The following is a 23,566-nucleotide window of genomic DNA, read 5'->3' as shown; positions in this document are numbered from 1 at the left end:
TTTACAACTTTTAGTATGCTCAAACACGATCACAGGTATGTGGAAATGGATTTAATGACAGAGGCTTTGGAGATTTTAAAACAGACAAGTCGGACGTTTTATATTCCAATTAGCCGTTTGCCAAGAGGATTACAAGAAGCCGTAGCATCAGCATATCTGTGTATGCGAGCCATTGATGAAATTGAAGACCATCCAGAACTCGATAACCAGACCAAAGCAGATATTTTGAGATCAATCAGCTTAACATTACAGGCAGCAGTTGATGGTTTTGCTATTGATGCTTTCTCTGGGGGATTTGGTTCTCACGAAAAATTATTAGCAGAAGTAAGCGTTAGAATTAGGGAATGGGCCCTACTAGCACCTGAGACTATCGCTCCACGAATTTGGGATGCAACTGGGGCGATGGCAGATAGGATGGCATATTGGGCAGAAAAAAATTGGAAAATTCATACAGAGTCTGATTTAGATCGCTATACTTTTGGAGTTGCAGGTGCAGTTGGCTTGTTACTTTCTGATTTGTGGACTTGGTATGATGGCACACAAACCAATCGTACTTATGCTGTAGGATTTGGTAGAGGTTTACAAGCAGTTAACATTCTCCGTAACCACAAAGAAGATTTAGCTCGTGACGTTAATTTTTTTCCCATCGGCTGGAGTGCAGAAAATATGCAAATATATGCTCGTCGCAATCTAGTCTTAGCAGAAGCCTATACCAAAGCTCTTAGTGTTGGTCCAACTTTGGATTTTTGCCAAATTCCTCTTAGTTTGGCTTATGGGACTCTCAATGCGATCGCTAATGGTAAAGAAAAACTCAGTCGTAGTGATGTACTCGCACTTCTTGAGCAGGTGAATAACCTCAGCAAATAAAAATGGTGATTCATAAATTATGAATTATGAATTATGAAATTTTCAGCATTCATATTCATAATTTTTGTATAATTTTTTTAAAGATTTGGACATTTACCACTAGCTAGAGGCTCAAAATATGTAATACCCCTAGCTTTATTAATTAGTTTTGCACGTCTTTAAAATTTGGCGATCGCTACCAGTGATTGAGTTCAATTGATAGTAATCTTGCAATTCCACCGAATGACCATAAATATCAGGTTCTTCGTCACTCCTTTGAGGTAAACCACTACTGGTAGCAATTTCGGATGGACTCATTTCCCCAACATAACCTCTAACAGTCATTGCCAATTCTCCAGAGGAATTGAGTGTCCCATTGAAACAACTATACTCAGAACTAGGCATATACAAAGCACCGATTATTTTATTCTGGCGCTTTTCAAATACAATATAGCCTTGTCCTAACTGTCCTGGTTTGGGTGACTGTCCGTAAAGATAAACACCATCTTGTCTAGGAAATTTGGATTTTGAGGAAACTTGTGTTGTTTTTGTGGATGCTTTAGATGCACTTTCTTGGAGATTTTTGGTCTTATCTGCTACTGCTATTTTGCTACTTAAGGATGTTGATGCTTCTGAACTAGGGGTATTATTTCCTTGTAACCAAGTATAAGTTTGTGCTGGATTCTCAAGTAATTGTGTAGGTGCTGTTTTATCTTCTACATCCAATTGATTTGGTGTAGAGCTTGATCCTACAAGCGCTCTCCGTAGACGTATTTCTTTATCGGTAGAAGTTGATTTCAAAGAAGCACTAGGCTTGCGCTGTAACCAATTATAAGTAGCTGTTTGATTATCAAATTCCTGACTTGTAGGCATATGTAATCTAGCAAGTTGGTTACTTAACACAGGTTTACTCCTCTCGCCAACAACACCAAGAATAAGTAGTAATCCAATTAAAGGAAGTCTGTACTGACGGGGCGGAAGGAATTTGTTGATGTGTTCAAGCACCCTATTTCTCCTGTATTCAAAAATACTTATTTGGGCTTTCGGTTCAAATTTAACTAAGTACCAAAGGAGCAAAACTCCGTCAAAGGGTTGATTTATATTGTCCGATAAAAACTCTGTCAACAAATAAATTTTTTCTTTAAGTTTGAACTGATATTTGATCTTAAACTACCATTGGTTGGGCTATTGCAGTTTCCCCTAACAGACTAATTCAATAGTATGATTGTCATAGAAAACTCAAATACTCATGAGTTTTGTAAGTTTTCAAACAAAAAACGCTTTTACTGGAAAAACACCTCAATTTTGTACATCTATAACTGCAAATACAAAACAAAATCTTTAGATTCCGGATTTTAACTCTATTGGATATATGTGAATATCACATTTACCCAACAACCACTAACCACTGACTAATTTTTGACTATTGATTCTGGACTAATATTAAATTTAGTGGCGATCGCATCAATAACTTTTTGTTCTGCTGGTTTAATCTCACCATCTACTTTGGCAATTCTGTAAGCCTGAGCTAAAAGTGGTATGGCAAAATCTCGGTTAAGTTGATTAAGTAGTTCCTCAAATGGCTGAGGTGATTTGATGTTTTGAGCTATTGCTTCTAAAGAACTTGGACTGAGATTTAAGGCTTGTAACTCTGGCAAAATTTCTTCCCAAGTCTTGTCTGGATGTCTGGCGAGGATCATATGAACTAAGATTTGATCCATCACTGTTTGTTGAGCGATCGCAGTTTCTAAATAATTTTCGCTTTCTTGCTTGAGTTTTGCTAAAGTTTCTTCGGAAGTCATAGACTTGGATTCATCTAGCTTGGCTTCGTAAAATCGACAAGCCGCATATCCTAAAGAATAAACCATCGTCGCATTTGAGCTAGCACCAATCACCGCTCCAGCAAAAGGCACATTTCGCAACAAACCTAAACCTGCTGTTCTCAACAAACGACCACCACCGAAAGCTAAACCGAAAATTGCCAACACCTCACCTCTACGGCTCTGATCTTTTAAATCTAACCCATAGGCAGCAGCAATTTGATAAATCATTTCTGACTGCAACTGGGTTGTAGCCGCTAAATCTACTGCCAGTAGCGCTGCCGCAAATCCTGGTAATATACTGCTTGCGAAGCCTATTCCACCTGCTTTCGCTGCTTTCTCTACCATGATCCGGTGAGCAATTTGGCTAGGTGATTCATGAGGATTTTCCTGCTGAAGCTTTTTCACCGTAGCTGCGGATTTTTCTAAATCAACATTGTCACTAGCACCAACTAACCAATTGAGATTTAACACGCCAGCTACACTGCGGATTAGCCAATTCTCACCCAAGCGTTCTGTTACATGTCCTGCTGTATGAGTTGCTTGCTCAATTAAGTGGCGTGCTTGCTTGGCTGCTGCTTCTCCTACCTCAGCAGCTGTTTGTGCAACTGCTTTACTAGCTTCGATAGCAGTGCTACCAGCTACTGTTCCTACTCCCACAGCAGTTCCAGCTGCACAGCCTAATGTTTCGGCAAAAGATTCTAATAAAGAATGCTTGTCTTCTTTGATATCGGTAGCGGGTATATGATCTGTTTTTTTATTTTCTCTATTTTTCTGAGATTTATCTGCCATTGCTTCGCACCTTCAATAATATTCCTTCTATTTAGGTTTTAGCGGAGGTGCGATCGCCTTGACCTCTTTCTATAAGGATAAGTCAGTGGTGAAAAGTGAACTACCTACAAATTCATCACAATGACATAGACGCGCAAGCGGCTTCTTGTAGAGTAAGACTGATGAATAATGACTAATTGTTAACAAATTTAAAGAGCGGGCTGAATTATTAACCCGCTCTTGTAACTTGTTATAAGTGAAACAGTATAAATGACTTAAGCTAACTTTCCTTCTTGCGAGTCTTCGTAGGAAGCACACTTGATTACACATTTTTTGTTCCCTTCAATGAGCTATCCCTAATCTATGCCGCACTTTCCATCCAGTCATAGATTTGTTCCAACTGTTCGAGAGTTATCAACCCATATTGCAAAAGTATCATCGGCAAAGGTCCAGGATCTTGTTTGCTGTGGCGAAGTGCAACGTTGATAGAAGCCGCAGAAATTGCCAAGTCCTCTTGTAAAAAACGAATTAGTTGTGTGTAGTTAGATGGTAGCATTTTGTAGTTCACCCCCTTATGTTGTTTATGCTTTTTCTTCAGACTACTGTTATGCAGCAGTTAACAGGGCTGAGAACAAGGCTTATATCAGTCACTGAGCCAACACAATCAACCCGTAAATGATGCTTGTGTCTCTTGTGTTCTTGAAGAAAAGCACTGTTGAAGTTATCAATTGTAGCGCTACTTTTACTTTTAAATATCGAGTAGCTAACCTAGCTAAATTAGGTTTATCCTTTTTACCTCAGTTGTTTAGCTAAATACACCTGTAGTGAGAAGGATTCCTTAGCTAAATAATCGCTCATCGGCGAATCTTTACACGTACGCCAAAAGATAGATTTTAGTTACAAAAAGCCAAAACATAGGCCCCAACTTAAAGACGGCGGGGCCTATCTGTTTGATACTGTATTAGATATTAGCTTTACTATTAACTTTTTTACCAGGAACTTAATCGTTTTTTTATCAAAATTTTCTCATATCTTGTTATATATGCGTTTTAGCATCGTAATTCTAATTATTGTCTCCGTAATTTACCTGATTCCAAGTAATCAATTTTAACAATATCTCCTTTTTTTAATCCTAGTTCGTTAGTTCGTCCAGAACGCAGTTCAATGACTTGATCTACTTGGGTTTTGGGGCCATAGGTAGGGCAAGGATCAGCAGTACAAGGTGGAACAGCAGCAGCGATCGCCTGCACAACTCCTTTTCGGAGAAAAACCATATCTAGAGGTACAGGTACATTTTTCATCCAAAAACTGGCTGTGATCGGCGTAGAAAATCGAAACAACATTCCTCGATTTGCACCTAAAGCGGGTCGATACATTAATCCCATTGCTTGTTGTTCTGGTGTTTGTGCTACTTCCAAATCTATTTTGGTGCCATTAGGAACAACAGCCTGAGCAGAAATAGGTAGCTGCTGACCCTTACTTGTATCAAGTGATAATTGCTCAGTTTTCACTGGTTGAATTTGAGAACTAGGTGTATCAGTGGAAGATTTTGCTGGTGTAGGAGATGAACAGCCTATTAACAGTACACCTAATAGGATAGAAAGGATAGTTTTAGTCATTGGTCATTGGTCATTGGTCATTGGTCATTGGTCATTGGTCATTGGTCATTGTTTAAGAATTAAGTCAACAATTAACAGTAAGTTATAGAATTTGCTAACTGATAACTGATAACTGAACTAAGATTCTCTCAACACATAACCGACACCGCGCACTGTTTGAATTAGGCGCTTTTGCCCTTCGTCTTCTATTTTTAAACGTAGGTAACGAATATATACTTCTATCACATTTGATTCACCCATGAAGTCATAACCCCAAACATTTTCCAAAATCTGTTCGCGGGTTAGGACTTCGCGGGGATGTTCCATCAGATATTTTAGTAATTCAAATTCTTTCATTGTCAAGTCGATCGCCCGTCCGTTATAAATAGCACGGCGGGTGGCGAGATCTAGAACCAAATCGGCAAAACGTAACTGTTCTGTGGTGTCTACATCAGGTTTTAAGTAAAGGCGAATTAAGTTTAAAAAATCTTCCGAACGGTAAGGCTTAAGAAAATAATCATCAGCTCCTGCTTCTAGACAAGCTATGCGATCATCAACTGTATCCCGTGCCATTAAGACTAGCACAGGCGATCGCACTCCGGTAGTTCTCAGATTTTTACACAAAGACAGCCCAGACTCTCCTGCTAGCATCCGGTCGATCACAACTAGAGCTGGTTGGCGATCACGGCTTTGTTGCAAACCGTTCACCCCATCATGAGCCACAACAGAATCATAGCCAGATTCTTTTAAATCAAAAGCGATCTGATGAGCCAAACTCTCGTCGCTTTCAATCACCAAAACACAGGGGTTGTGAGCAAGCGTCATATGGATGTTGGATTTTGGATTTGAGATTTTAGATTTATACAAATGTTCTAATGAACGCTTGTAGATCAGGATATAAGCGTAATTTACAAGTTTACAGATAGATATTATCCTGAGTTGACACGCTATCTAAAATGTTGTAGCACGTCAAAGTATAGCTTTAGTAATAAAAAACTCTATACGCAGAAAATTTAATCTCTTATTTAAGATTTAGGTCATGGGTAATTGGTGTTTATTTTCTCCCTAGTCTCCCTTGTCCCCCTTGTCCCCCTTGTCCCCGATCTCCAATCCCCAATCTAAGGCAACTCTACTGAGGTCGGTTTGGCAATATGTGGCAGACCCCAACCTAGTTTTTCCCTGAGAACTCGGAAGAATTCTGGCGATTGCAGGCGAACAAATCTAGCACAGTATTGCGATCGCTCTACATTCACGCGATCGTCTGGCAAAACATAACACCCACCATTGCCATCAACTACCATTACCAATCGAGGAGTATTGACTGGGTAAATGTTGACTGGTTCTGTATCAGGAAATACCAATGCCCTTGATGCCAAAGAATGGGGACAAATAGGCACTAGCTGTAATGCTGGTACACCTGGAATTACAACCGGGCCACCAGCACTCAATGAATAAGCTGTAGAACCTGTTGGCGTAGAAATAATGACGCCATCGGCAGCAATATCAACTGGTGCGTGACGACCTACTGCAATTTCAAAATGGCACATCGAGGTTAATGGTTCTCGATGTAGCACCATTTCGTTCAAGCAGAGGGCTTCCCACAGAATTGAATCTCCTCGAAATACTCTGACGGTGAGCATTGCTCGCTCTTCAATTTCATACTGATCCGCGATTAATTGATCTACTGCTTGAGGCAGTTGATTGAGGTAAGTTTCCGTCAAAAATCCCATGTGACCTGTATTTACAGTGAGCATGGGGATACCACAAGAAGCAACTAAACGGGATGCTGCCAAGACTGTGCCATCTCCCCCTAGCACGACAGCAAATTTTGTTTCCGGGTCGAAACCAGGAGGTGTCAAACCCTCAATAGGTGTGTGACATATAGGACTTTCTGGGGTAGAGTAGCCCAACATGCCACCGATGCCAGTTGTGATGCAGACATCCCAACCGTGGGTGGTGAACTTTTCTTTAAGTTCAATAGCGACGCGACCCGCTATCGGTTTAACGTCGTTGTAGATAATGCCTACTTTCGGCACACTCAAATATCCAATCTTTAGGCGCTGCTCTTTATTATGTTAATCGTGACATACTTTGGTCAATTTAGTCATTAGTCATTGGTCATTGGTCATTAGTCATTGGTTATTGGTCATTGGTTCTTTGTTAATAGCTTTTGACTGATACTTATTAAGATGTTACAGAGCAAGCAGATTTATCTGTGGAGCTAATCCAAAATCCACAGACGCGTAGATGCGGAGTGGCTACTTCTGTGAAGTTGCTACGCGCCTACCGAAGATAAGCGGCTTCAAGGAAGAGTAATCCAAAATCTAAAATCGAATGACTCTTGAGTGTTGACTTTTAACTATTGACTATTAACTTTTTTAAAAGGAGTCTTTTTGTCTTTTTTCTTTTTATTTTTTTCGTAATCTAGCTCTTTAAGCTTCTTCATAATACGATTGAAGTACTCTTGCAAGTAGCTTTCGAGGGTTGTGGTGTCTTTGGAATCAAAGCCAAAAACTTGGTATGCTTCATCCATCGAAGCATTGAGAGGTCTACCACTGGCTAGTACTTCTGTAAATGCCAGCCTGTCTGCTACATTCCATCCCCATTGGAAAAAACGGAGAATTTTGCGGACAGTACGCAGTAAATTAATTGGCATTCGTGTTACTCTAGCTTCTCTGCCTGATAGGCGTTCGCACAAGCTAATTATTTCTTCTGCACTCCAAGCACGAGTACCCACAACTGGGAAAGTTCGCTTTTCGGTTTCTGATACACTTAATGCCCGAATAGCAAATTTAGCTATATCTTGAGTATCCATGTAGGCTATGGGCGAAGATTCACCTGTTACCCAAACTGGCTGATTTTCTAAAATGGGAATTCCATATTGACCAATCAAGCCCTGCATAAAGCCGGCTAGTTGCAAGGTGGTATAATTTAAGCCCGATTCTGCCAAATAAATTTCTGTACACCGCTTAATTTCCATGAGTGGGACTTCTGCGTATTTGTCGGCATCCAGTATGGAAAAGAATATAAAACGCTCTATACCTGCTGCTAAACACGCTTGAATTAAGGATACCTTGCCCTCCCAGTCCACTTGTTTAATACTCGATGAATCGGTCGGACGGGATGTAGCCGCATCAATTACGGCGGTAACACCTTCTAGTGCAGCTTTTAATGTCTGGGGGTAGCACAGGTCTCCCGGTACAAGTTCCGCACCCCACTCTTTGAGAAATGCGGCTTTCTTAGCACTCCGGACAAGACAACGTACTTTATACCCCTCATCGATGGCACGACGAGCCACTTGTCTTCCCAAGGTGCCAGTGGCACCGACAATTAATAATGTCATGAGGGTTTTTTACAAAACTTAAACTTTTATGAATAAAATCTTAACAGAATTAGATGAGCAAACAAAAGTTTACATTTTTTTTAACATTATGACAGGAGCGAGAGACTACAGCAAAGCCTCTCGGTCTGGTAAGGATTTCACCGAAAAGAATTATTCTTCTTCTGCACCCTGGACTTTTAGCAACAACGCACCTAAAGCCCAGCCGACAAAAATTAAACTGAAGGATAGTAAAGCTGCATTGAACATTTCGCCGCCCATTTGTTGTGATTCTCCTTTTTTACGAATTGTTGAATTAGGTTAAGTCTACCAAAATTATCTGGAAAACCCTTTCATTGAAATAAAAAAGCACCTCTAGTTTATAAAAACTAAGGCGCTACTACTTCCTTGCCAACCAAAAATTGCTTTGCAACAACAGAATCTAGTGCAGCGTGCCAAAAAGAGCTACAACAGTAAAAATAAGCTAAAACATTGCTATAAATGCTTTACAGCTTTGGTTTTTACTTTTTGCACTAGCTTTTTTCACTGAGGAAGGGACAAACAAAGGGTGAAAAATGAATCACAGATGACTTTTTTAGGGTAGGCTTTATTGCTATTGTGTGTTTAGTAGTCAAACACAGTACAAACTACATAGTTGGAAAAATATTAGACTTAGGAAACCAAGGTCAGTATTCCTTTATTTTCACTGGCAAATATTTTAAGATATTTTTGGAGTGTTTTTCACTCCAAACGTATTTGCAGGAACAAAAACTTTAAAGATATTTTTCCAAAGTATTAGCTAGTGTAGTTTTTGGTACAGCGCCTACTACCATATCAACTTTTTGTCCACCCTTAAAAATCATCAATGTGGGAATGCTGCGGATACCGTACTGACTAGCAACATTAGGATTCTCATCGGTATTGACCTTAACTACCTTGAGTTGACCTTCATATTGAGCTGCTATTTCTTCTACTACTGGGGCTACCATCCGGCAAGGACCGCACCAGGGTGCCCAAAAGTCAACCAAAACAGGAACTTCGCTGTCTAATACTTCCTGCTTAAAAGTGGAGTCGGTAACTTGTGCGGCTGCTGACATGGCTACAAACCTTTGTCTATATATTTTTGATCGTGCTGAAATTCTACCATAGCAAAAAGCACTGCTTGGAGTTGACACAGATAGATTTGTATATGATATCTTTTGCAAAAGTTATTTTTCTAAGAATTAGGGAAAGATTAAAGGATTTTTATTTTCTCTTACCCGTTTCTCTGTAATCGGATCTCTGGTTTTGATAAAAAGTATATGGTTTTTGCTTTTTTCATAAACAAAAGGAACCGCCCGAACAGTAGTCCGGGCGGAGTGTGGTGTGAGGAGTGAACGGAAACATGCGTCTCCGCTATTTCTATTGTAGGCGACATATGTGATTTTTCCAGGAAATGTTTAAGAGTCTGGAAAAATTTTTTTATAGTCAGTTGGTTGTTTGTTAGCAGTTAGTGGTAAGTAGTTATTTTTTATAGTTACTCACCAAACTCCAAGCACATCCCCAACTAACAACTAACTACTTAACTTGTCTTATTTGCCCATACCTAATTGTTGAGCTTTTTGATATACTTTACCTTCAGTTAATAAAGAAGGAGCAATCACAACTTCGACTTGCTGCATTTCTTTGAGATTTTTGGCTCCTAATGTTCCCATACTAGTTTTTAAGGCTCCCAAAAGATTATGAGTACCATCATCTAGCTGAGCTGGACCAACAAGAATTTGTTCTAAAGTACCAGTTGTCGCTACACGAATCCGTGTTCCACGAGGTAAAACAGGGCTGGGAGTTGCCATACCCCAGTGATAACCACCTCCTGGTGCTTCAGCAGCCCTTGCAAAAGGAGAACCAATCATGACTCCATCCGCGCCACAAGCAATGCACTTACAGATGTCACCCCCAGTGATTAAACCACCATCGGCAATTACTGGAATATATTTACCTGTTTGTTGATAATATTCTTCACGAGCGGCTGCACAGTCTGCGATCGCGGTTGCTTGTGGTATACCCACTCCCAACACACCACGGGAAGTACAAGCAGCACCAGGACCAATACCGACAAGAACCGCAGCGGCCCCTGCTTTCATTAAGTCCAGTGTTACTTCATAAGTCACACAATTACCCAAAATCACAGGTATGGGCATTTCTCGACAAAATTGAGCCAAGTCAAGAGGTACTATAGATTCTGGGGACAGATGTGATGTGGAAACAACTGTTGCTTGCACAAAAAATAAATCTGCCCCTGCTTTTGCTACTACTGCACCATATTTACTAGCTCCTGCGGGAGTCGCACTAACTGCTGCAATACCGCCTTGTTGTTTAATTTCTTTAATTCTTTGTTCAATTAATTCTGGTTTAATGGATTCAGCATAAAGTTGTTGCATCAAGGAAACAAATTCTTCTTTGCCTACCGAAGCTATTTTGTCTAAAATCGGTTCTGGATCAGCATAACGGGTTTGAATTCCTTCTAAATTCAACACACCCAATGCTCCTAAATTTGACAGAAGTACGGCCATGCGAACGTCTACCACACTATCCATGGCGCTGGCAATAATTGGGATTTCTCGCTCAATATTACCAATACGCCATTTGGTGTCTGCTAAACTCGGATCTAGCGTCCTGTTGCCAGGTACTAAAGCTATTTCATCTATGCCGTAAGCCCTACGAGCTGTTTTCCCCCGCCCAATTTGAGTTTCCACGCTATTAATGTTCCCAAATCTGTTTAAGCTAGGGTATCAAATTGTGAGAAGATTTGCAGCGATTTTTTTTAAGAAACTATCCAATGTTACAAAAAGTGCCAACAAGAATCCAAATAAACAACAAGGCTGAATAAATCAGTTTCTGCATCTTTTTTTACTTAAGGTTGGTGTTAGTTAATGAGCGTGTAAGGGTGTAAGGATATGAGGGTGTAAGATTGTAAGGATGTAAGGGTGTGAGAGTGTAAGAAAAAACAAAAATTTTTCTTACATTCATATCTTTGAAATACCCAGGAAATTTTACCCCATAGCTACAAAATCTTCCTACACCTGTATTTATTGACTTTTGACCAATACGGAAATTTCACCCATTGAGAGTGACCCATGAAGGGATTGATATTGCTACGATAAATTTCACATTATTCAAATCAGATATTAATCAAATATAGAAATTAGACAATCAGATGATAAATCACACAACCAGGGGATGAAAATATGACTCCTCCTACACCCCTACACCCTTACACCCCCACACCCATTTTCAAGACACTAAATATATAAAGCCTTGATTCAATCTGAAACTCTAGAACTACTCGAATGGCATCGCCTCTGCCAGCATCTATCCACTTTTGCGGCTACGAAACTTGGGGCGATCGCAGCGCGTGATTTGACGCCACCTGACTCTCAAGTTGAAAGTGAGTATTTGTTGACCCAAACTAAAGAAGTCTATCAACTCGAAAGTCGCCTCACTACAGGACTTTCATTTGAAGGAATTCAAGATATTGGTGATTCTCTCGAAAGGGCAGAATTACAAGGAGTTCTAGCAGGTGATGAACTGCTGGCTATTGCTACCACACTTGCGGGAAGTAGAAATCTACGTCGTGTGATCGATAATCAGCCAGATTTGCCCATTCTCATCGAATTGGTTGCTGATTTAAGAACTTATCCAGAACTAGAACAGGAAATTCATCGTTGTATTGACGAACGTGGACAAGTAAGCGATCGCGCTAGTCAAAAACTTGCTGACATCCGTATAGAATTACGTAAGTTACGTAACCAGATTACTCAAAAACTACAAAATATTATACAAGTAAAGTCTAACGCAGTTCAGGAACAGCTAATTACTCAACGGAGCGATCGCTATGTGATTCCTGTAAAGGCGCCTCAAAAAGATGCGATTCCTGGCATAGTTCACGATACCTCTGCTAGCGGAGCAACGCTATATATAGAGCCAAATTCCATTGTTCCCTTGGGTAATCAACTGCGACAGTTAGTTAGAAGAGAACAGGCGGAAGAAGAAGCTATTCGTCGTGCTTTAACACAACAAGTGGCAGAAGTAAAACCTGATTTGGAAAAATTACTTGCGATCGCCACTACATTAGATTTAGCAACTGCCAAGGCACGCTATAGTTTATGGCTACAAGCTAACCCACCCCGTTTTATCAATCGGCAAGAAAATGAGTACATCACCTTACGACAATTACGTCATCCATTGTTGATATGGCAACAACAACACGAACAAGGATCAACAGTAGTTCCTGTAGATTTACTGATTCAGCCAGAAATTAAAGTAGTAACAATTACCGGACCAAATACAGGTGGTAAAACAGTTACTTTAAAAACTTTGGGTTTAGCAGCCTTGATGGCAAAAGTTGGTTTATTTGTTCCTGCCCGTGAACCAGTAGAATTACCTTGGTTTGACCAGATATTAGCAGATATTGGCGACGAACAATCTCTACAACAGAATTTATCTACTTTTTCTGGGCATATTCGCCGCATTAGTAGGATTTTGGGAGAATTGGGGATTGGGGATTCTCCAGAGGAGACGCTACGCGTAGACGCGCAAGCGGCTTCTCACAGAGTACGGGGATCAGAGATTGGGGAACGGAAAACGGAAAACGGAGATCGGAAAACGGAGATTGGGATTCCTCATCCCCAATCCCTAATCCTCCTCGATGAAGTTGGTGCAGGTACAGATCCAGTAGAAGGTAGTGCCTTAGCGATCGCCTTATTACGCTATCTGGCAGATCATGCACAATTAACTATGGCAACTACTCACTTTGGCGAACTTAAAGCCTTGAAATACCAAGATGAACGCTTTGAAAATGCCTCAGTAGAGTTTGATGAAGCCACCCTTTCGCCTACTTATCGTCTATTATGGGGAATTCCTGGGCGTTCTAATGCTTTGGCAATTGCCCAACGCTTGGGGCTAAAAGCAGAAGTTGTCGAACAGGCAAAAACTAATCTAGGAGGTTCAACAGACGAAGTTAACCAGGTAATTGCCGGATTAGAAGCACAACGTCGCCGTCAAGAAACCAAAGCAGCACAAGCACAAGATTTGTTGCAGCAAGCTGAACGTTTATACAAAGAGGTCTCCGCAAAAGCCGCAAATTTACAGGAAAGAGAACAAAGTTTGCGTGCTTCTCAAGAAGTTGCAGTCCAGCAGGCGATCGCTCAAGCTAAAAGTGAAATTGCTCAAGTAATTCGCCGCTTGCAGCAAGGTACACCCACTGCCCAAGACGCCCAGCAAGCCACAAAGACTTTGCATCAAATAGCCGAAAAATTTATACCCCAACCACCACCAAAACCGAAACAAAGATATATTCCCAAAGAAGGCGATCGCATCCGTATTCCCAAATTAGGGCAAACAGCAGAAGTCTTGACTCCACCCAATGACGATGGTGAGTTAACCGTCCGCTTTGGAATTATGAAAATGACAGTCAAACTTGAAGATGTGGAATCTCTGGATGGTAAAAAAGCTGAACCATTAACGAAAGCAAAACCAGCCCCAGTAGCAACACCAGTTACTCCAATCCAACCAACCCCAGCAATTCGTACATCCAAAAATACGGTAGATATACGCGGACGTAGGGTTGCAGATGCGGAACCTATTTTAGACAAAGCAATTTCTGAAGCAACAGGACCAATCTGGATTATTCATGGACACGGTACTGGTAAACTGCGCCAAGGTGTTCACGTCTTTTTGCAGCAACACCCCAGAGTTAGTCGTTACGAACCAGCAGAACAATCAGATGGTGGTACTGGTGTAACTGTTGCGTATGTAAGCTAAAATGCTTAACAGGTTTGTATAATTTAGTACATAAATTTATTAGAGACACAATTCATTGCGTCTCTAATGTTTATTTTTGAACAAAGGCTTAATTAAATTATCGGAGCAAAATTGAGCGAACGCACAGTAGCCAACACGCGAACTAAACTCAGTCAATCTAGCTAAGGCTTGATGTCATTAGGTATCTCTTCATGTTTCACTAACAAAGGTTTTGGGTTCGCAACTAAAAGCGTCCGATCAAACCAAGCAATGGAGGAACAATGACAGTATTCAAATCTGCCAGTAGTAATCCTAGTTCTCAAAATAACATTGAAGAACGCTTACAAATACAGCGTTTACTAGAACCAAGTTTGGTTATTTCTACTAATGCTGGAAATGATGTCATTAAGGGATTAACTCAAAGACCAAAAACTCTGCCACCGCGATATTTCTATGATGATCGTGGTTCGGAATTATTTGAGCAGATCTGTGAGTTACCAGAGTATTACCTCACACGTACAGAGACAAAAATTTTGCAAATTTGTGCTAGTGAAATTGCGGAAATCACAGGTGCTTGTGAAATAGTTGAACTAGGTAGTGGCAGTTCTACAAAGACTAGGATATTACTAGATGCTTACTACAAACAAGGATTACCTCTGCATTATCTACCAATTGATGTCAGCGCAGGTATGCTCGAAAGTAGTGCGCTGTCGCTACTAGCAGATTATCCCTCACTACAAGTTTATGCATTGGCAGGAACCTACGAATTAGCTCTTTCTGAAATTGAGCCTAAAGAATTACCCAATCGGATGATTTGTTTTATTGGTAGCACTTTGGGTAATTTGAATCCACGAGAGTATGATGTGTTTTTATCACAAGTCAAGGCTGCTCTGCAAGTAGGAGAGTATTTTTTATTGGGGGTAGACTTACAAAAACCAAAACATATTTTGGAAGCTGCTTATAACGACAATCAAGGAGTAACAGCAGCGTTTAACTTGAATATGTTAGAGCATCTCAACTGGCGTTTTCAGGGTAACTTTGATACTAGGCAATTTGAACACTGGGCATTTTATAACGAACTTGAACATCAAATTGAGATGCATCTCAAAAGTAAGCGATCGCAAACTGTTGAATTACGCACTCTCAAATTCAATATTGATTTTGAAGCAGGTGAAACCATCCATACCGAAATTTCTCGCAAATTCGATCTCAACCGCATCCAACAAGAACTAAAAGCCAAAGGTTTAGTACCGCAGAAAGTATGGACTGACGAAAACCAGTTGTTTGGTTTATTACTCTGTCAGTTACAAGATTAGGGATAAGGGATCGGACATGAATCAGTTATCAGTTAACAGTTTAATTTGATAACTGTTAACTGATAACTGATAACTATCCCCCCACATGAATAACGGGACGGTGTTCGGGATTTTTCTCGGCTTTACGAAGAACTTCACGAGTAACTATAGCTATATCCCCTTCACCAAAAAGGATGAAACGTAACAAATATTGAATGGGATTACCTTCTATCCAACCGAAATAGGCGTGTGGTAGTTTCCCGGTTTGATCTCGGATATACAAGAGGATAGCTGCAATTGTATTTGGTACAGCAGCACCCCTAGCTCGTAAAATGCGATAGTTTCCAACTTGTACTCCTGTTACCTGAATGATTTCGGAAAAAACTGAGGCGTCGGATACTTGAATTTCCATAAACAAAACAGAATCTGTCTGAGGAATATGGTTGTCTTCACGCACTTCCTTCTCTTTTAAGAAGTATTCTCGTTCATCCCCTTCATTCAAGCGATTGGCAATTAATCGGATTGTACCCTGATGCTCTTCTTCTTCAAGAATAAAGCGACGAGCTGTTTCGTCCATTTTTATTTGCTCTACTCGCAGTTCGGTGGAACGCCAGACTCGTGAAACTAGAGAGGTAATAATAATTACACCTATAAAAAAGGCAGCAATTTGGATACCTTCTGGTCTTTCAATGATGTTAACAATGGTGGTATAAACAAACAATAGTGTAATCAAACCAAAGGACAATATTCCTCGTGTTGATCGCCGACGCCGAGCAGCTAGAGTTACAGCCAAAGCAGCAGAAGTCATTAATACCAATACCCCTGTTGCGTAGGCTCCACCTTGAGCTTCTACATCTGCTTTAAAGAGAATCGTTACTACAAAAGCGATCGCTGTATATACCAACACCAGAGGTCGAATCATCCGTGTCCAATCTGGTGCCATACCATAGCGTGGTAGGTAGCGAGGGACAATATTCAATAGCCCTGCCATTGCAGATGCACCAGCAAACCATAAGATAGAAATTGTACTTAAATCATAAATAGTTCCAAAGCCATCCCCCAAATAACGATGAGCTAGGTATGCGAGGGCGCGTCCACTTGCTTTGCCCCCTGTTTGAAATTCTGCACTAGGAATGAGTAGAATAGTCACCAAACTGCTGGTAAATAAGAAGAAGCTCATAATTACCGCCGCAGTTGTCAGCAGATTGTAGGTGTTACGAATGCGTCCTCTGGGGTTTGCTTCGGTTTCATGCTCATTTCCTTTCACCAACGGCATCACCGCCACACCAGTCTCAAACCCAGATAATCCTAATGCTAACTTCGGAAATAGCAGGGCGGCTGCACCAATCATCATGAAAGGATTTGAATAACTGGTAAACAAGTGAGTTTGCCAATTAGAAATCACGATTGGCTGTTGTAAAACCTGGTATGCACCAACACCAATCGTAATTAAGTTCAGCAACAAATATGCAGCGACTAAAAACACAGCAAGACCGATCGCTTCTTTAAAGCCTCTCAAAAATACGCCACCAAGCAACGCAATTAGAATAAGCGTAATACTGATTGATTGTCCGTGTAAAAACTCTGGGATGAGAGGATTTTCAATAATGTGGGCTGTGGCATCGGCTGCGGAAAGAGTGATCGTGATGATAAAATCAGTTCCTGCAAAGCCAAGCAAACATAAAACAAATAGCTTGCCTTGCCACCAAGGAAGGAGATTTTCCAGCATAGCGATCGATCCCTCTCCATGAGGACTAGTCGCAGCAACTCGGCGATATATAGGTAATGCACCAAACAGTGTCAGCAAAATTAGAATTAAGGTAGCCAGAGGAGATAAAACCCCTGCGGCTAAGGCAGCAATACCAGGCTGATAACCAAGTGTGGAAAAATAATCGACCCCCGTCAGGCACATCACCTGCCACCAAGGATGTTGAGAATCCTCACCTTTGTCGTTACGATCTTCTTTGAGTAACCAGCTAACGAGTCGTTTGCGATGTTGTTTTGGTGGGACAATAGGTCCAGCCATCAACAATACTCCTGTTGCATTGCTTTTATCTTACTTTGATTACCTACAATAAATTCTGGGGTCGTGCTTGCTATAGCTTTTTACTGCCATCATACTTAAACATTAAAGCAAAATATATCTGCCCCCAGTTCACCACTGCGGTAAATTAAAATAATCACACAAACTCGGCGCAAGAGCTTATTTTAACTGCGACGATTTACGAGTGTGGTGCTAGCTTGATCAACAGGCATCAGGATTACTTGATTAATATTGACATGGGCTGGTCGGGTGGCGCAAAAAAAGACCACATCAGCAACATCTTCACCAGTCAGGGGGGTGAGTCCTTGGTAAACCTTGTCAGCGCGTTCTGTGTCCCCGTGAAACCGCACTTCGCTAAATTCTGTTTCTACCATACCGGGGTCAACAGAAGTGATTTTTACCAAAGTTCCCAATAAATCTTGTTTTAAGCCTTCAGAAATTGCTCTGACTGCTGCTTTTGTACCACAATAAACGTTACCACCGGGATAAGTTTGATAAGCAGCGATCGAACCAATATTTATTACATGACCGCGATCGCGACTCACCATTCCAGGTACAACATAGCGACTGAGGTAGAGTAAACCTTTGATATTGGTATCAATCATTTCTTCCCAATCCTCAAATTTACCCTTATAGAGTTTGTCTAAACCGCGACTTAAACCTGCATTATTGATCAGAATATCAATTTCTGACCAAGCGCTAGGAAGACTAGATATAGCAGATTCAACAGCAGAGCGATCGCGTACATCTAACTGTAATAAATGTATCTGACCAGACTTGCCATGATAAGTTTCTACAAGACTATCTGCTAATTCCTGCAAACGTTCTTGACGTCGCGCCGCTAAAATCAATTTTGCGCCAGCACTAGCAAACACTTTGGCACAAGCAGCACCAATACCGCTACTCGCACCAGTAATTAAAACAATTCGATTTTGTAGAGAAAGCATTTTTTGGTCAAGGGTCAAGGGAATCTCAAATGTTCAAAAAACTCACCTGCGATTTAAATTGCAGTCTGATAGCTAAAATCTGTTGAAGCAGACTGTTCTGTTTGATTTATTTAAGTCGTCTTTAGACGACTTTTGCTACTAGCTAAGGGTTTAAACCCAAGCGCGGTATATTTAAAAATTGGGATGCTCCCAAAAGACTAATGACTAATTATTTTTTCACTACTTGCATTCGTTGAGTGATCATTGTCATACCATCTCCGCGCATGATCACCGCCGAAACCCATTGACTACCAGGAGTCATGGGTGCTTTACCAACTTTGAAAATACCACCAGATGAAAGTAACTCTAAGTCTACAGGTGTAGGACTGAGATATTTGTTTGCTTTGATTGGTTCTTCCAAAGCTGTTCCCAAAATGTAATCTTCGCCTAGAGGTTCTTGGACGATCGCATCAAAACTGTATTGCTGACCAACTTTAACCTGTTGTGGCAATTTAAAATCAATTTGTGGTGGTTGACTACCAGCAGTAACTTGAGTACGTTCTGACAAAATATCTTGGCGAATGACTTTTCCCCCAGAAATTTGCTGACGTGATGTAATTGTGGCTGATAAAGCCATATTATTATTGTTTGGGGAAGGTAAGCCAGTTATTTTCGTCACCGTATCAGCGACGATCACATTACCTTGAGGTTTCCAAGATTGCAACTGCGTACTGTATTTGAGTTGGGGGTATTGTTTCCACAATGTATTCAAAGCTTGTTCCATGCTTTGATAGTTTAATCCATCCCCATGCCTGAAGTTGGGACTGTAGAACTGCATTACTCCTTTGACATTACGCTGGTTTGCTGCTGTATCAATTTGCGTCAATAGGTTATTGAGTTCAGGGGGTGCGTTCGGTGACGTGCTAGCTTGAGCGCATTTCCAACCAGTCGTAAAACCAATAGTAAGTAGTAGCAAAAGTATCCAACGGCTGGATGGGAAGCGTGATTGGCGTTTAAAGAGTAGGATAATCAGTCTACGCATTGGGATTAAATTGGTAGTTTGACTACAAAAGAGATTCTTGCCTTAAAGCTGTTGTAGATTAAATTCCGAAACAGTTTACAACAAGGTAGGAAAATTGTTTTATCTTAGTGAAACTAAGCGTTGACATGGTAGTGGGTAGATGGCAGACGCACCAATAAAATTATTGATAGCAGCAAGTGGAACTGGCGGACACTTATTTCCAGCGATCGCATTAGCGCAAGAATTGCCAGATTATCAAATCGAATGGTTGGGTGTACCCAATCGTCTAGAAACTCAGCTTGTCCCCCAACAGTATAGATTGAATACTATTTCTGTTGAAGGATTTCAAAAAGGTTTTGGCATCTCATCGCTACTGACTGTAAGTAAACTGATCAGTTCCATTCTTAAAGTTAGGAAAATTTTACAAAATGGTCAATTTCAGGGAGTATTCACCACAGGAGGATATATTGCTGGACCAGCAGTAATTGCGGCGCGATCGCTAAATATGCCCGTAATACTCCATGAATCAAATGCTTTACCAGGAAAAGTCACGCGATTTTTCGGGCCTTGGTGTAATGCTGTCGCATTAGGATTTGAAGTTGCTGCCAAGTATTTACCCCGTGCCAAGACGATTTACACTAGTACTCCAGTACGCTCGGAATTTTTAAAACTAGGGATCGCCGCATCACTAGATTTATGTATTCCTGAAAATGTACCTGTCATCGTTGTCTTTGGTGGTAGTCAAGGTGCAGTCGCCATTAACAAGTTAGTGCGTGAGTGTGCAACAGCTTGGTTTGATGTTGGTGCTTGGATTGTACATTTGACAGGCGATAAAGATCCTGAAGCGGAAAGTTTAAAACATCCGCAGTATATATCTTTGCCTTTTTATAACAACATGGCAGCCTTACTGCAACGCGCAAATTTAGCCATCAGTCGTTCTGGTGCAGGTAGTCTAACAGAATTAGCAGTGTGTGGTACGCCTGCAATTTTAATTCCTTATCCGTTTGCAGCTGAAGATCATCAAACCTACAACGCCAAAGTATTTAACTCAATCGGTGCAGCATTGATGTTTCAGCAAACAGAATTGACACTTGAGAAATTGCAAACAGAAGTTTTGCACCTCTTACAGTCACCACAACAGTTAAAAGTGATGGGGGAAAAAGCTAAAACTATTGCACCTGCTGATAGTGCAGAGAAATTGGCGCATTTAGTCCGAGAAATGGTGGAAAAATAGAGGAAAATATTTATGTTACGAATTAAAACCGAATTTTAACAAGAGCAAACAATTGTGCTTATGGGTAGCTTCATCAAGCGATCGCTATGTTATCCTTTCACCGCTTCTTTACTCATTGGGTTAACGTGTCACTCAACTATTGCTCAAAGTCACAGTAAATATTTTCAGACTAAACATGTTCAGATTGAGCAAAAATCCTCTAAAACTGTCAAGATTACTCAGGCTACCCAAGCACTTGATGAAAAAACAGCCCTCAACTTAGTTTGGAAACTACCACAAGTACAACGTAAAGCCAGAGAAATTGAAAAACTCTCCAATGGAAAAATACGTGTTGCAGCGAAGGTTGATAGTTCTCCAACTCCAGAAGCACCTTACTACACAGTGCAAATATATGAAAATCATATAGATTACATGGATACAATTTATTGGTTTCGCGTCTTGAATCCGAGTGGTGATATCCAAGTTCTAGATATTATCAAGAATGAATACGTATCTTTAGAAGCATGGAAACAAAATTAAATCAGGAACACGGAACCATGATAACTGATAACTGAAGTAAATGTCTCAATCAAAACCTATTAGTCCTTGGAAATTCAAGCCTTGGTGGTGTCAGCCTTGGTCTATACTGCTTACAGGCGTAACCTTGATTAGTGGTAGTTGGATAATATTGAAAATTGTCTGGCTAACAGTTCTGATTGCGATTCCTGTACTCACATGGATGGGTTTTTTCTTATTAATTTGGCCCTCATTAATGATTCGCAGTGGTATTTTGGAGTCGTATCAATTATCAACAGATGAAAATACAGATAAAAGTCGTTAATTGTTGATGGTTGTTAGTTAGTGGTTTTTCCAAACAACAAGCAATAATCAACAACTAACAAACTAATTCTGTATTCGAGTCATTTCAAACAACTGTTGAGCATTTCTTCCTAAGAAAGCATCAAACAAAACTCTCTTTCCTGACTCTTCTTCCACCATATAGCGTTGGGCAATTTCGTAGTAAGCGTAAGTCCAAGGAATCTGAATTTCTGTGTCAGTCAACTCATCTAATACTGTTACTATCTCTGTTACTGCTTGCGTTGCTGTTTGTCTTAAGCCACAGCTAACATCTCCTTCAATTTCTGATTTCATTGGTACGCCTAACTTTGCTAAACCACGAGCTGTAGCATCAATATCTGGATACTCTGGGGTATTTTGGCGGTTAACATAGCCTGTAAAGTGGTTGACTGCATAACCATGTAGTAATACCCAAGCACCGTATTGACTAACTTTATTAACTTCTTCGACTATAGAACGTCGAGGAGGTTGCCAAGGGCAGGTAAAAATTTTCAGGAGTTCCTTGGCAAGACGTTCGGTATCATAGTTAAAGCTATTAATAATTGCTGAATAACTTAGTAAATTGACACCACTTACCGTTTGTTGAATGAGTTGAATAGTTTCCGGTGGTAAGTTATCCACAATCAACTCACTAATAAACAACTTGGGTAAATTGAATTCTGCTTCTTGAGGATGACGATAATGCCGGGCATAGAGATGAGTTTCAGTAAATATATACTCTCCAGCGGCCTCATAACCTAAAGCTTCGGCGAATTTCCCCAAATACTCAATCCCTAAGTTGACTTTACCCTGTGGACTATCTACAACCATACGTAAAGACCGAAAAGCAATGTGATCATTAGCAACAGTACCACCCGCTTTAATAATCATTTGTGCATAAGTGTGGGCATACCTTACCCTGCTGCTATAATCTCGCCAAAGAAGTTCCCATAGTTGACAGGCAATTTTGGGGTTCATATTAATTTGAGTGAACGGCTTATGTTGATAGTGAACTACCCACACTGTACCGTCAGGTCAGTGTGGGCTTCCAATCTCACAGAAGACTGCCTCATCTTGGATTTGCGTCCGCGAATTGGTCTTACATCCTCTCCATTGGCGTTAGCCTCCCCCGTCCCAGAGGAGGACAGCATTCTGATACCTTCTGCTCTAATATTCATAGCAGCATTACCATCTCTGTCGTGATGTGTCCCGCAACTTGGACAAGTCCAAGTCCTGATATCTAGCGGTAACTCGTTGATTTGATAATGGCAATCAGAGCAAAGCTTGGAACTAGGAAACCATCGATTTATTTCTATCAACTTCCCGCCACTACGCTCTAATTTGCAGCTCAAGAAGTTGACGAAGGCTCCCCATCCAGTATCAGATATAGATGCAGCTAGTTTGTGGTTACGTACCATGCCCTTGACGTTTAAGTTTTCGACTACAACTACTTGATTGTTATCAACTATCTTTCTAGACAGTTTGTGTAGGTAGTCTTGACGGACATTGCTAACCTGTTCGTATACCCTAGCTACAATCTTTGTTGCTTTTCTACGACGATTACTGCCTTTGTTTTTTCGTGCAGCAATACGTTGTTTTACGGCTAGTTTCTTTTCATATTTAGATAGGTGTCTTGGGTTGGGATACTTGGAGACTTTATCGCCATCATAGGTAATTGCAAAATCCTTGATTCCTAAATCAATCCCAACAACTTTACCCTGATTACTTGTTGCTGGATAATCCCCCTCATATTCCATCAGAACTGATGCGTAGTATTTGCCAGATGGACATTTACTAACAGTTACTGTTTTGATTACCCCGTCAAGTGGTCGATGGATTTTAGCTTTGACGATTCCCAATTTACCGGGAAATTTCAAAGTTTCATCAACTTGTTTTACTTTTTGGGGATACTGGATTGATTGACGATGGTGCTTTGATTTGAATCTTGGATATTTTGCTCTACCTTCAAAAAAGTTTTGATACGCACGACTAAGATTGAGACTTACAGATTGCAAAACCTGAGAATAACAATCCCCTAACCATTAAACATCTCCAAAATAGTATATTTTGTGGTAAAAGAACGTCAATAGAAGTT

Annotated in this window: 20 protein-coding genes and 1 pseudogene; 6 read left to right on the top strand and 15 right to left on the bottom strand. The window is 40.6% G+C overall.

All coding sequences use genetic code 11. The annotated features are described in order from the left end of the window. Positions 1-45 precede the first annotated feature (45 nt). Complete coding sequence (locus AC5JMK_RS25545; RefSeq protein ID WP_096678081.1) at positions 46-867, top strand: phytoene/squalene synthase family protein; 822 nt, start codon at positions 46-48, stop codon at positions 865-867. A 138-nt stretch (positions 868-1,005) separates the two neighbouring features. On the opposite strand, the gene AC5JMK_RS25540 is transcribed toward AC5JMK_RS25545, so the two are convergent. From AC5JMK_RS25540 to AC5JMK_RS25495, 10 genes are all read right to left on the bottom strand, one after another. After that, entirely contained in the window at positions 1,006-1,851 is an 846-nt protein-coding gene (locus AC5JMK_RS25540; RefSeq protein WP_096678079.1) for a hypothetical protein, read from the bottom strand. A 407-nt stretch (positions 1,852-2,258) separates the two neighbouring features. Beyond that, positions 2,259-3,458 carry an EcsC family protein gene (locus AC5JMK_RS25535; RefSeq protein WP_096678077.1) on the bottom strand — a complete coding sequence of 400 codons (1,200 nt, stop codon included), beginning with the start codon at positions 3,456-3,458 and terminating at the stop codon, positions 2,259-2,261. Positions 3,459-3,798: 340 nt separating this feature from the next. Further along, on the bottom strand, positions 3,799-3,993 hold the full coding sequence (locus tag AC5JMK_RS25530; RefSeq protein WP_096678075.1) for a DUF2949 domain-containing protein: 195 nt from the start codon (positions 3,991-3,993) through the stop codon (positions 3,799-3,801). Between the two features lie 511 nt (positions 3,994-4,504). Then, entirely contained in the window at positions 4,505-5,056 is a 552-nt protein-coding gene (locus AC5JMK_RS25525; protein ID WP_096678073.1) for a DUF192 domain-containing protein, read from the bottom strand. 117 nt (positions 5,057-5,173) lie between these two features. Next, positions 5,174-5,860 carry a response regulator transcription factor NblR gene (gene nblR / locus AC5JMK_RS25520; RefSeq protein WP_016859549.1) on the bottom strand — a complete coding sequence of 229 codons (687 nt, stop codon included), beginning with the start codon at positions 5,858-5,860 and terminating at the stop codon, positions 5,174-5,176. 293 nt (positions 5,861-6,153) lie between these two features. Continuing rightward, positions 6,154-7,071, bottom strand: a complete 918-nt coding sequence (locus tag AC5JMK_RS25515) for an NAD(+) kinase (protein WP_096678071.1) — start codon at positions 7,069-7,071, stop codon at positions 6,154-6,156. Positions 7,072-7,394: 323 nt separating this feature from the next. Then, on the bottom strand, positions 7,395-8,378 hold the full coding sequence (locus AC5JMK_RS25510; protein ID WP_096678069.1) for an SDR family oxidoreductase: 984 nt from the start codon (positions 8,376-8,378) through the stop codon (positions 7,395-7,397). A gap of 150 nt (positions 8,379-8,528) precedes the next feature. Beyond that, a complete protein-coding gene (petM, locus tag AC5JMK_RS25505; protein ID WP_096678067.1) occupies positions 8,529-8,636 on the bottom strand; it encodes a cytochrome b6-f complex subunit PetM in 108 nt (35 codons plus the stop codon). Positions 8,637-9,127: 491 nt separating this feature from the next. Continuing rightward, positions 9,128-9,475: a thioredoxin gene (gene trxA / locus AC5JMK_RS25500; protein WP_255351215.1), complete on the bottom strand. Its 348-nt coding sequence runs from the start codon at positions 9,473-9,475 to the stop codon at positions 9,128-9,130. 450 nt (positions 9,476-9,925) lie between these two features. Next, a complete protein-coding gene (locus AC5JMK_RS25495; RefSeq protein ID WP_096678065.1) occupies positions 9,926-11,089 on the bottom strand; it encodes a GuaB3 family IMP dehydrogenase-related protein in 1,164 nt (387 codons plus the stop codon). A 562-nt stretch (positions 11,090-11,651) separates the two neighbouring features. On the opposite strand from AC5JMK_RS25495, the gene AC5JMK_RS25490 reads away from it, so the two are divergent. Further along, positions 11,652-14,156 carry an endonuclease MutS2 gene (locus AC5JMK_RS25490; protein ID WP_495911276.1) on the top strand — a complete coding sequence of 835 codons (2,505 nt, stop codon included), beginning with the start codon at positions 11,652-11,654 and terminating at the stop codon, positions 14,154-14,156. A gap of 260 nt (positions 14,157-14,416) precedes the next feature. Continuing rightward, the gene (egtD, locus tag AC5JMK_RS25485) at positions 14,417-15,451 is read left to right on the top strand and encodes an L-histidine N(alpha)-methyltransferase (protein WP_096678061.1); all 1,035 of its coding nucleotides are present in this window, start codon (positions 14,417-14,419) and stop codon (positions 15,449-15,451) included. Between the two features lie 73 nt (positions 15,452-15,524). Here egtD and AC5JMK_RS25480 read toward each other — a convergent pair whose 3' ends face one another. The 3 genes from AC5JMK_RS25480 to AC5JMK_RS25470 form a co-directional block, all read right to left on the bottom strand. Continuing rightward, positions 15,525-17,456 (bottom strand): APC family permease, encoded by a 1,932-nt coding sequence (locus AC5JMK_RS25480; protein WP_096678059.1) that lies wholly within the window; start codon positions 17,454-17,456, stop codon positions 15,525-15,527. A 182-nt stretch (positions 17,457-17,638) separates the two neighbouring features. Further along, positions 17,639-18,421 (bottom strand): SDR family oxidoreductase, encoded by a 783-nt coding sequence (locus AC5JMK_RS25475; RefSeq protein WP_096678057.1) that lies wholly within the window; start codon positions 18,419-18,421, stop codon positions 17,639-17,641. Positions 18,422-18,629: 208 nt separating this feature from the next. Next, complete coding sequence (locus AC5JMK_RS25470; RefSeq protein WP_096678055.1) at positions 18,630-19,442, bottom strand: DUF8623 domain-containing protein; 813 nt, start codon at positions 19,440-19,442, stop codon at positions 18,630-18,632. 139 nt (positions 19,443-19,581) lie between these two features. Between AC5JMK_RS25470 and murG the strand changes: the two genes are divergently transcribed. Genes murG through AC5JMK_RS25455 form a run of 3 tightly spaced genes read left to right on the top strand, consistent with a single transcriptional unit; the run spans position 19,582 to position 21,475 of the window. Continuing rightward, positions 19,582-20,655 (top strand): undecaprenyldiphospho-muramoylpentapeptide beta-N-acetylglucosaminyltransferase, encoded by a 1,074-nt coding sequence (murG, locus tag AC5JMK_RS25465; RefSeq protein ID WP_495911275.1) that lies wholly within the window; start codon positions 19,582-19,584, stop codon positions 20,653-20,655. 60 nt (positions 20,656-20,715) lie between these two features. Further along, on the top strand, positions 20,716-21,174 hold the full coding sequence (locus AC5JMK_RS25460; protein ID WP_096678051.1) for a hypothetical protein: 459 nt from the start codon (positions 20,716-20,718) through the stop codon (positions 21,172-21,174). Between the two features lie 40 nt (positions 21,175-21,214). Next, positions 21,215-21,475, top strand: a complete 261-nt coding sequence (locus AC5JMK_RS25455) for a DUF6737 family protein (protein WP_096678049.1) — start codon at positions 21,215-21,217, stop codon at positions 21,473-21,475. Between the two features lie 62 nt (positions 21,476-21,537). On the opposite strand, the gene AC5JMK_RS25450 is transcribed toward AC5JMK_RS25455, so the two are convergent. After that, positions 21,538-22,449, bottom strand: a complete 912-nt coding sequence (locus AC5JMK_RS25450; protein ID WP_096678047.1) for a DUF1338 domain-containing protein — start codon at positions 22,447-22,449, stop codon at positions 21,538-21,540. Positions 22,450-22,484: 35 nt separating this feature from the next. Beyond that, a pseudogene (locus AC5JMK_RS25445) lies at positions 22,485-23,513 on the bottom strand (RNA-guided endonuclease InsQ/TnpB family protein); the annotation flags it as partial. Positions 23,514-23,566: the final 53 nt, after the last annotated feature.

The sequence above is a fragment of the Pelatocladus sp. genome, assembly GCF_059505505.1.
This window is presented reverse-complemented; position numbering and strand designations above follow the sequence as displayed.

Coding starts and splice junctions, on each gene's coding strand:
- AC5JMK_RS25545 (WP_096678081.1), top strand. CDS start 46: ATGGATTTAATGACAGAGGCTTTGGAGATTTTAAAACAGACAAGTCGG.
- AC5JMK_RS25535 (WP_096678077.1), bottom strand. CDS start 3,458: ATGGCAGATAAATCTCAGAAAAATAGAGAAAATAAAAAAACAGATCAT.
- AC5JMK_RS25530 (WP_096678075.1), bottom strand. CDS start 3,993: ATGCTACCATCTAACTACACACAACTAATTCGTTTTTTACAAGAGGAC.
- AC5JMK_RS25525 (WP_096678073.1), bottom strand. CDS start 5,056: ATGACTAAAACTATCCTTTCTATCCTATTAGGTGTACTGTTAATAGGC.
- nblR (WP_016859549.1), bottom strand. CDS start 5,860: ATGACGCTTGCTCACAACCCCTGTGTTTTGGTGATTGAAAGCGACGAG.
- AC5JMK_RS25510 (WP_096678069.1), bottom strand. CDS start 8,378: ATGACATTATTAATTGTCGGTGCCACTGGCACCTTGGGAAGACAAGTG.
- petM (WP_096678067.1), bottom strand. CDS start 8,636: ATGGGCGGCGAAATGTTCAATGCAGCTTTACTATCCTTCAGTTTAATT.
- egtD (WP_096678061.1), top strand. CDS start 14,417: ATGACAGTATTCAAATCTGCCAGTAGTAATCCTAGTTCTCAAAATAAC.
- AC5JMK_RS25480 (WP_096678059.1), bottom strand. CDS start 17,456: ATGGCTGGACCTATTGTCCCACCAAAACAACATCGCAAACGACTCGTT.
- AC5JMK_RS25475 (WP_096678057.1), bottom strand. CDS start 18,421: ATGCTTTCTCTACAAAATCGAATTGTTTTAATTACTGGTGCGAGTAGC.
- AC5JMK_RS25470 (WP_096678055.1), bottom strand. CDS start 19,442: ATGCGTAGACTGATTATCCTACTCTTTAAACGCCAATCACGCTTCCCA.
- murG (WP_495911275.1), top strand. CDS start 19,582: ATGGCAGACGCACCAATAAAATTATTGATAGCAGCAAGTGGAACTGGC.
- AC5JMK_RS25460 (WP_096678051.1), top strand. CDS start 20,716: ATGGGTAGCTTCATCAAGCGATCGCTATGTTATCCTTTCACCGCTTCT.
- AC5JMK_RS25455 (WP_096678049.1), top strand. CDS start 21,215: ATGTCTCAATCAAAACCTATTAGTCCTTGGAAATTCAAGCCTTGGTGG.
- AC5JMK_RS25450 (WP_096678047.1), bottom strand. CDS start 22,449: ATGAACCCCAAAATTGCCTGTCAACTATGGGAACTTCTTTGGCGAGAT.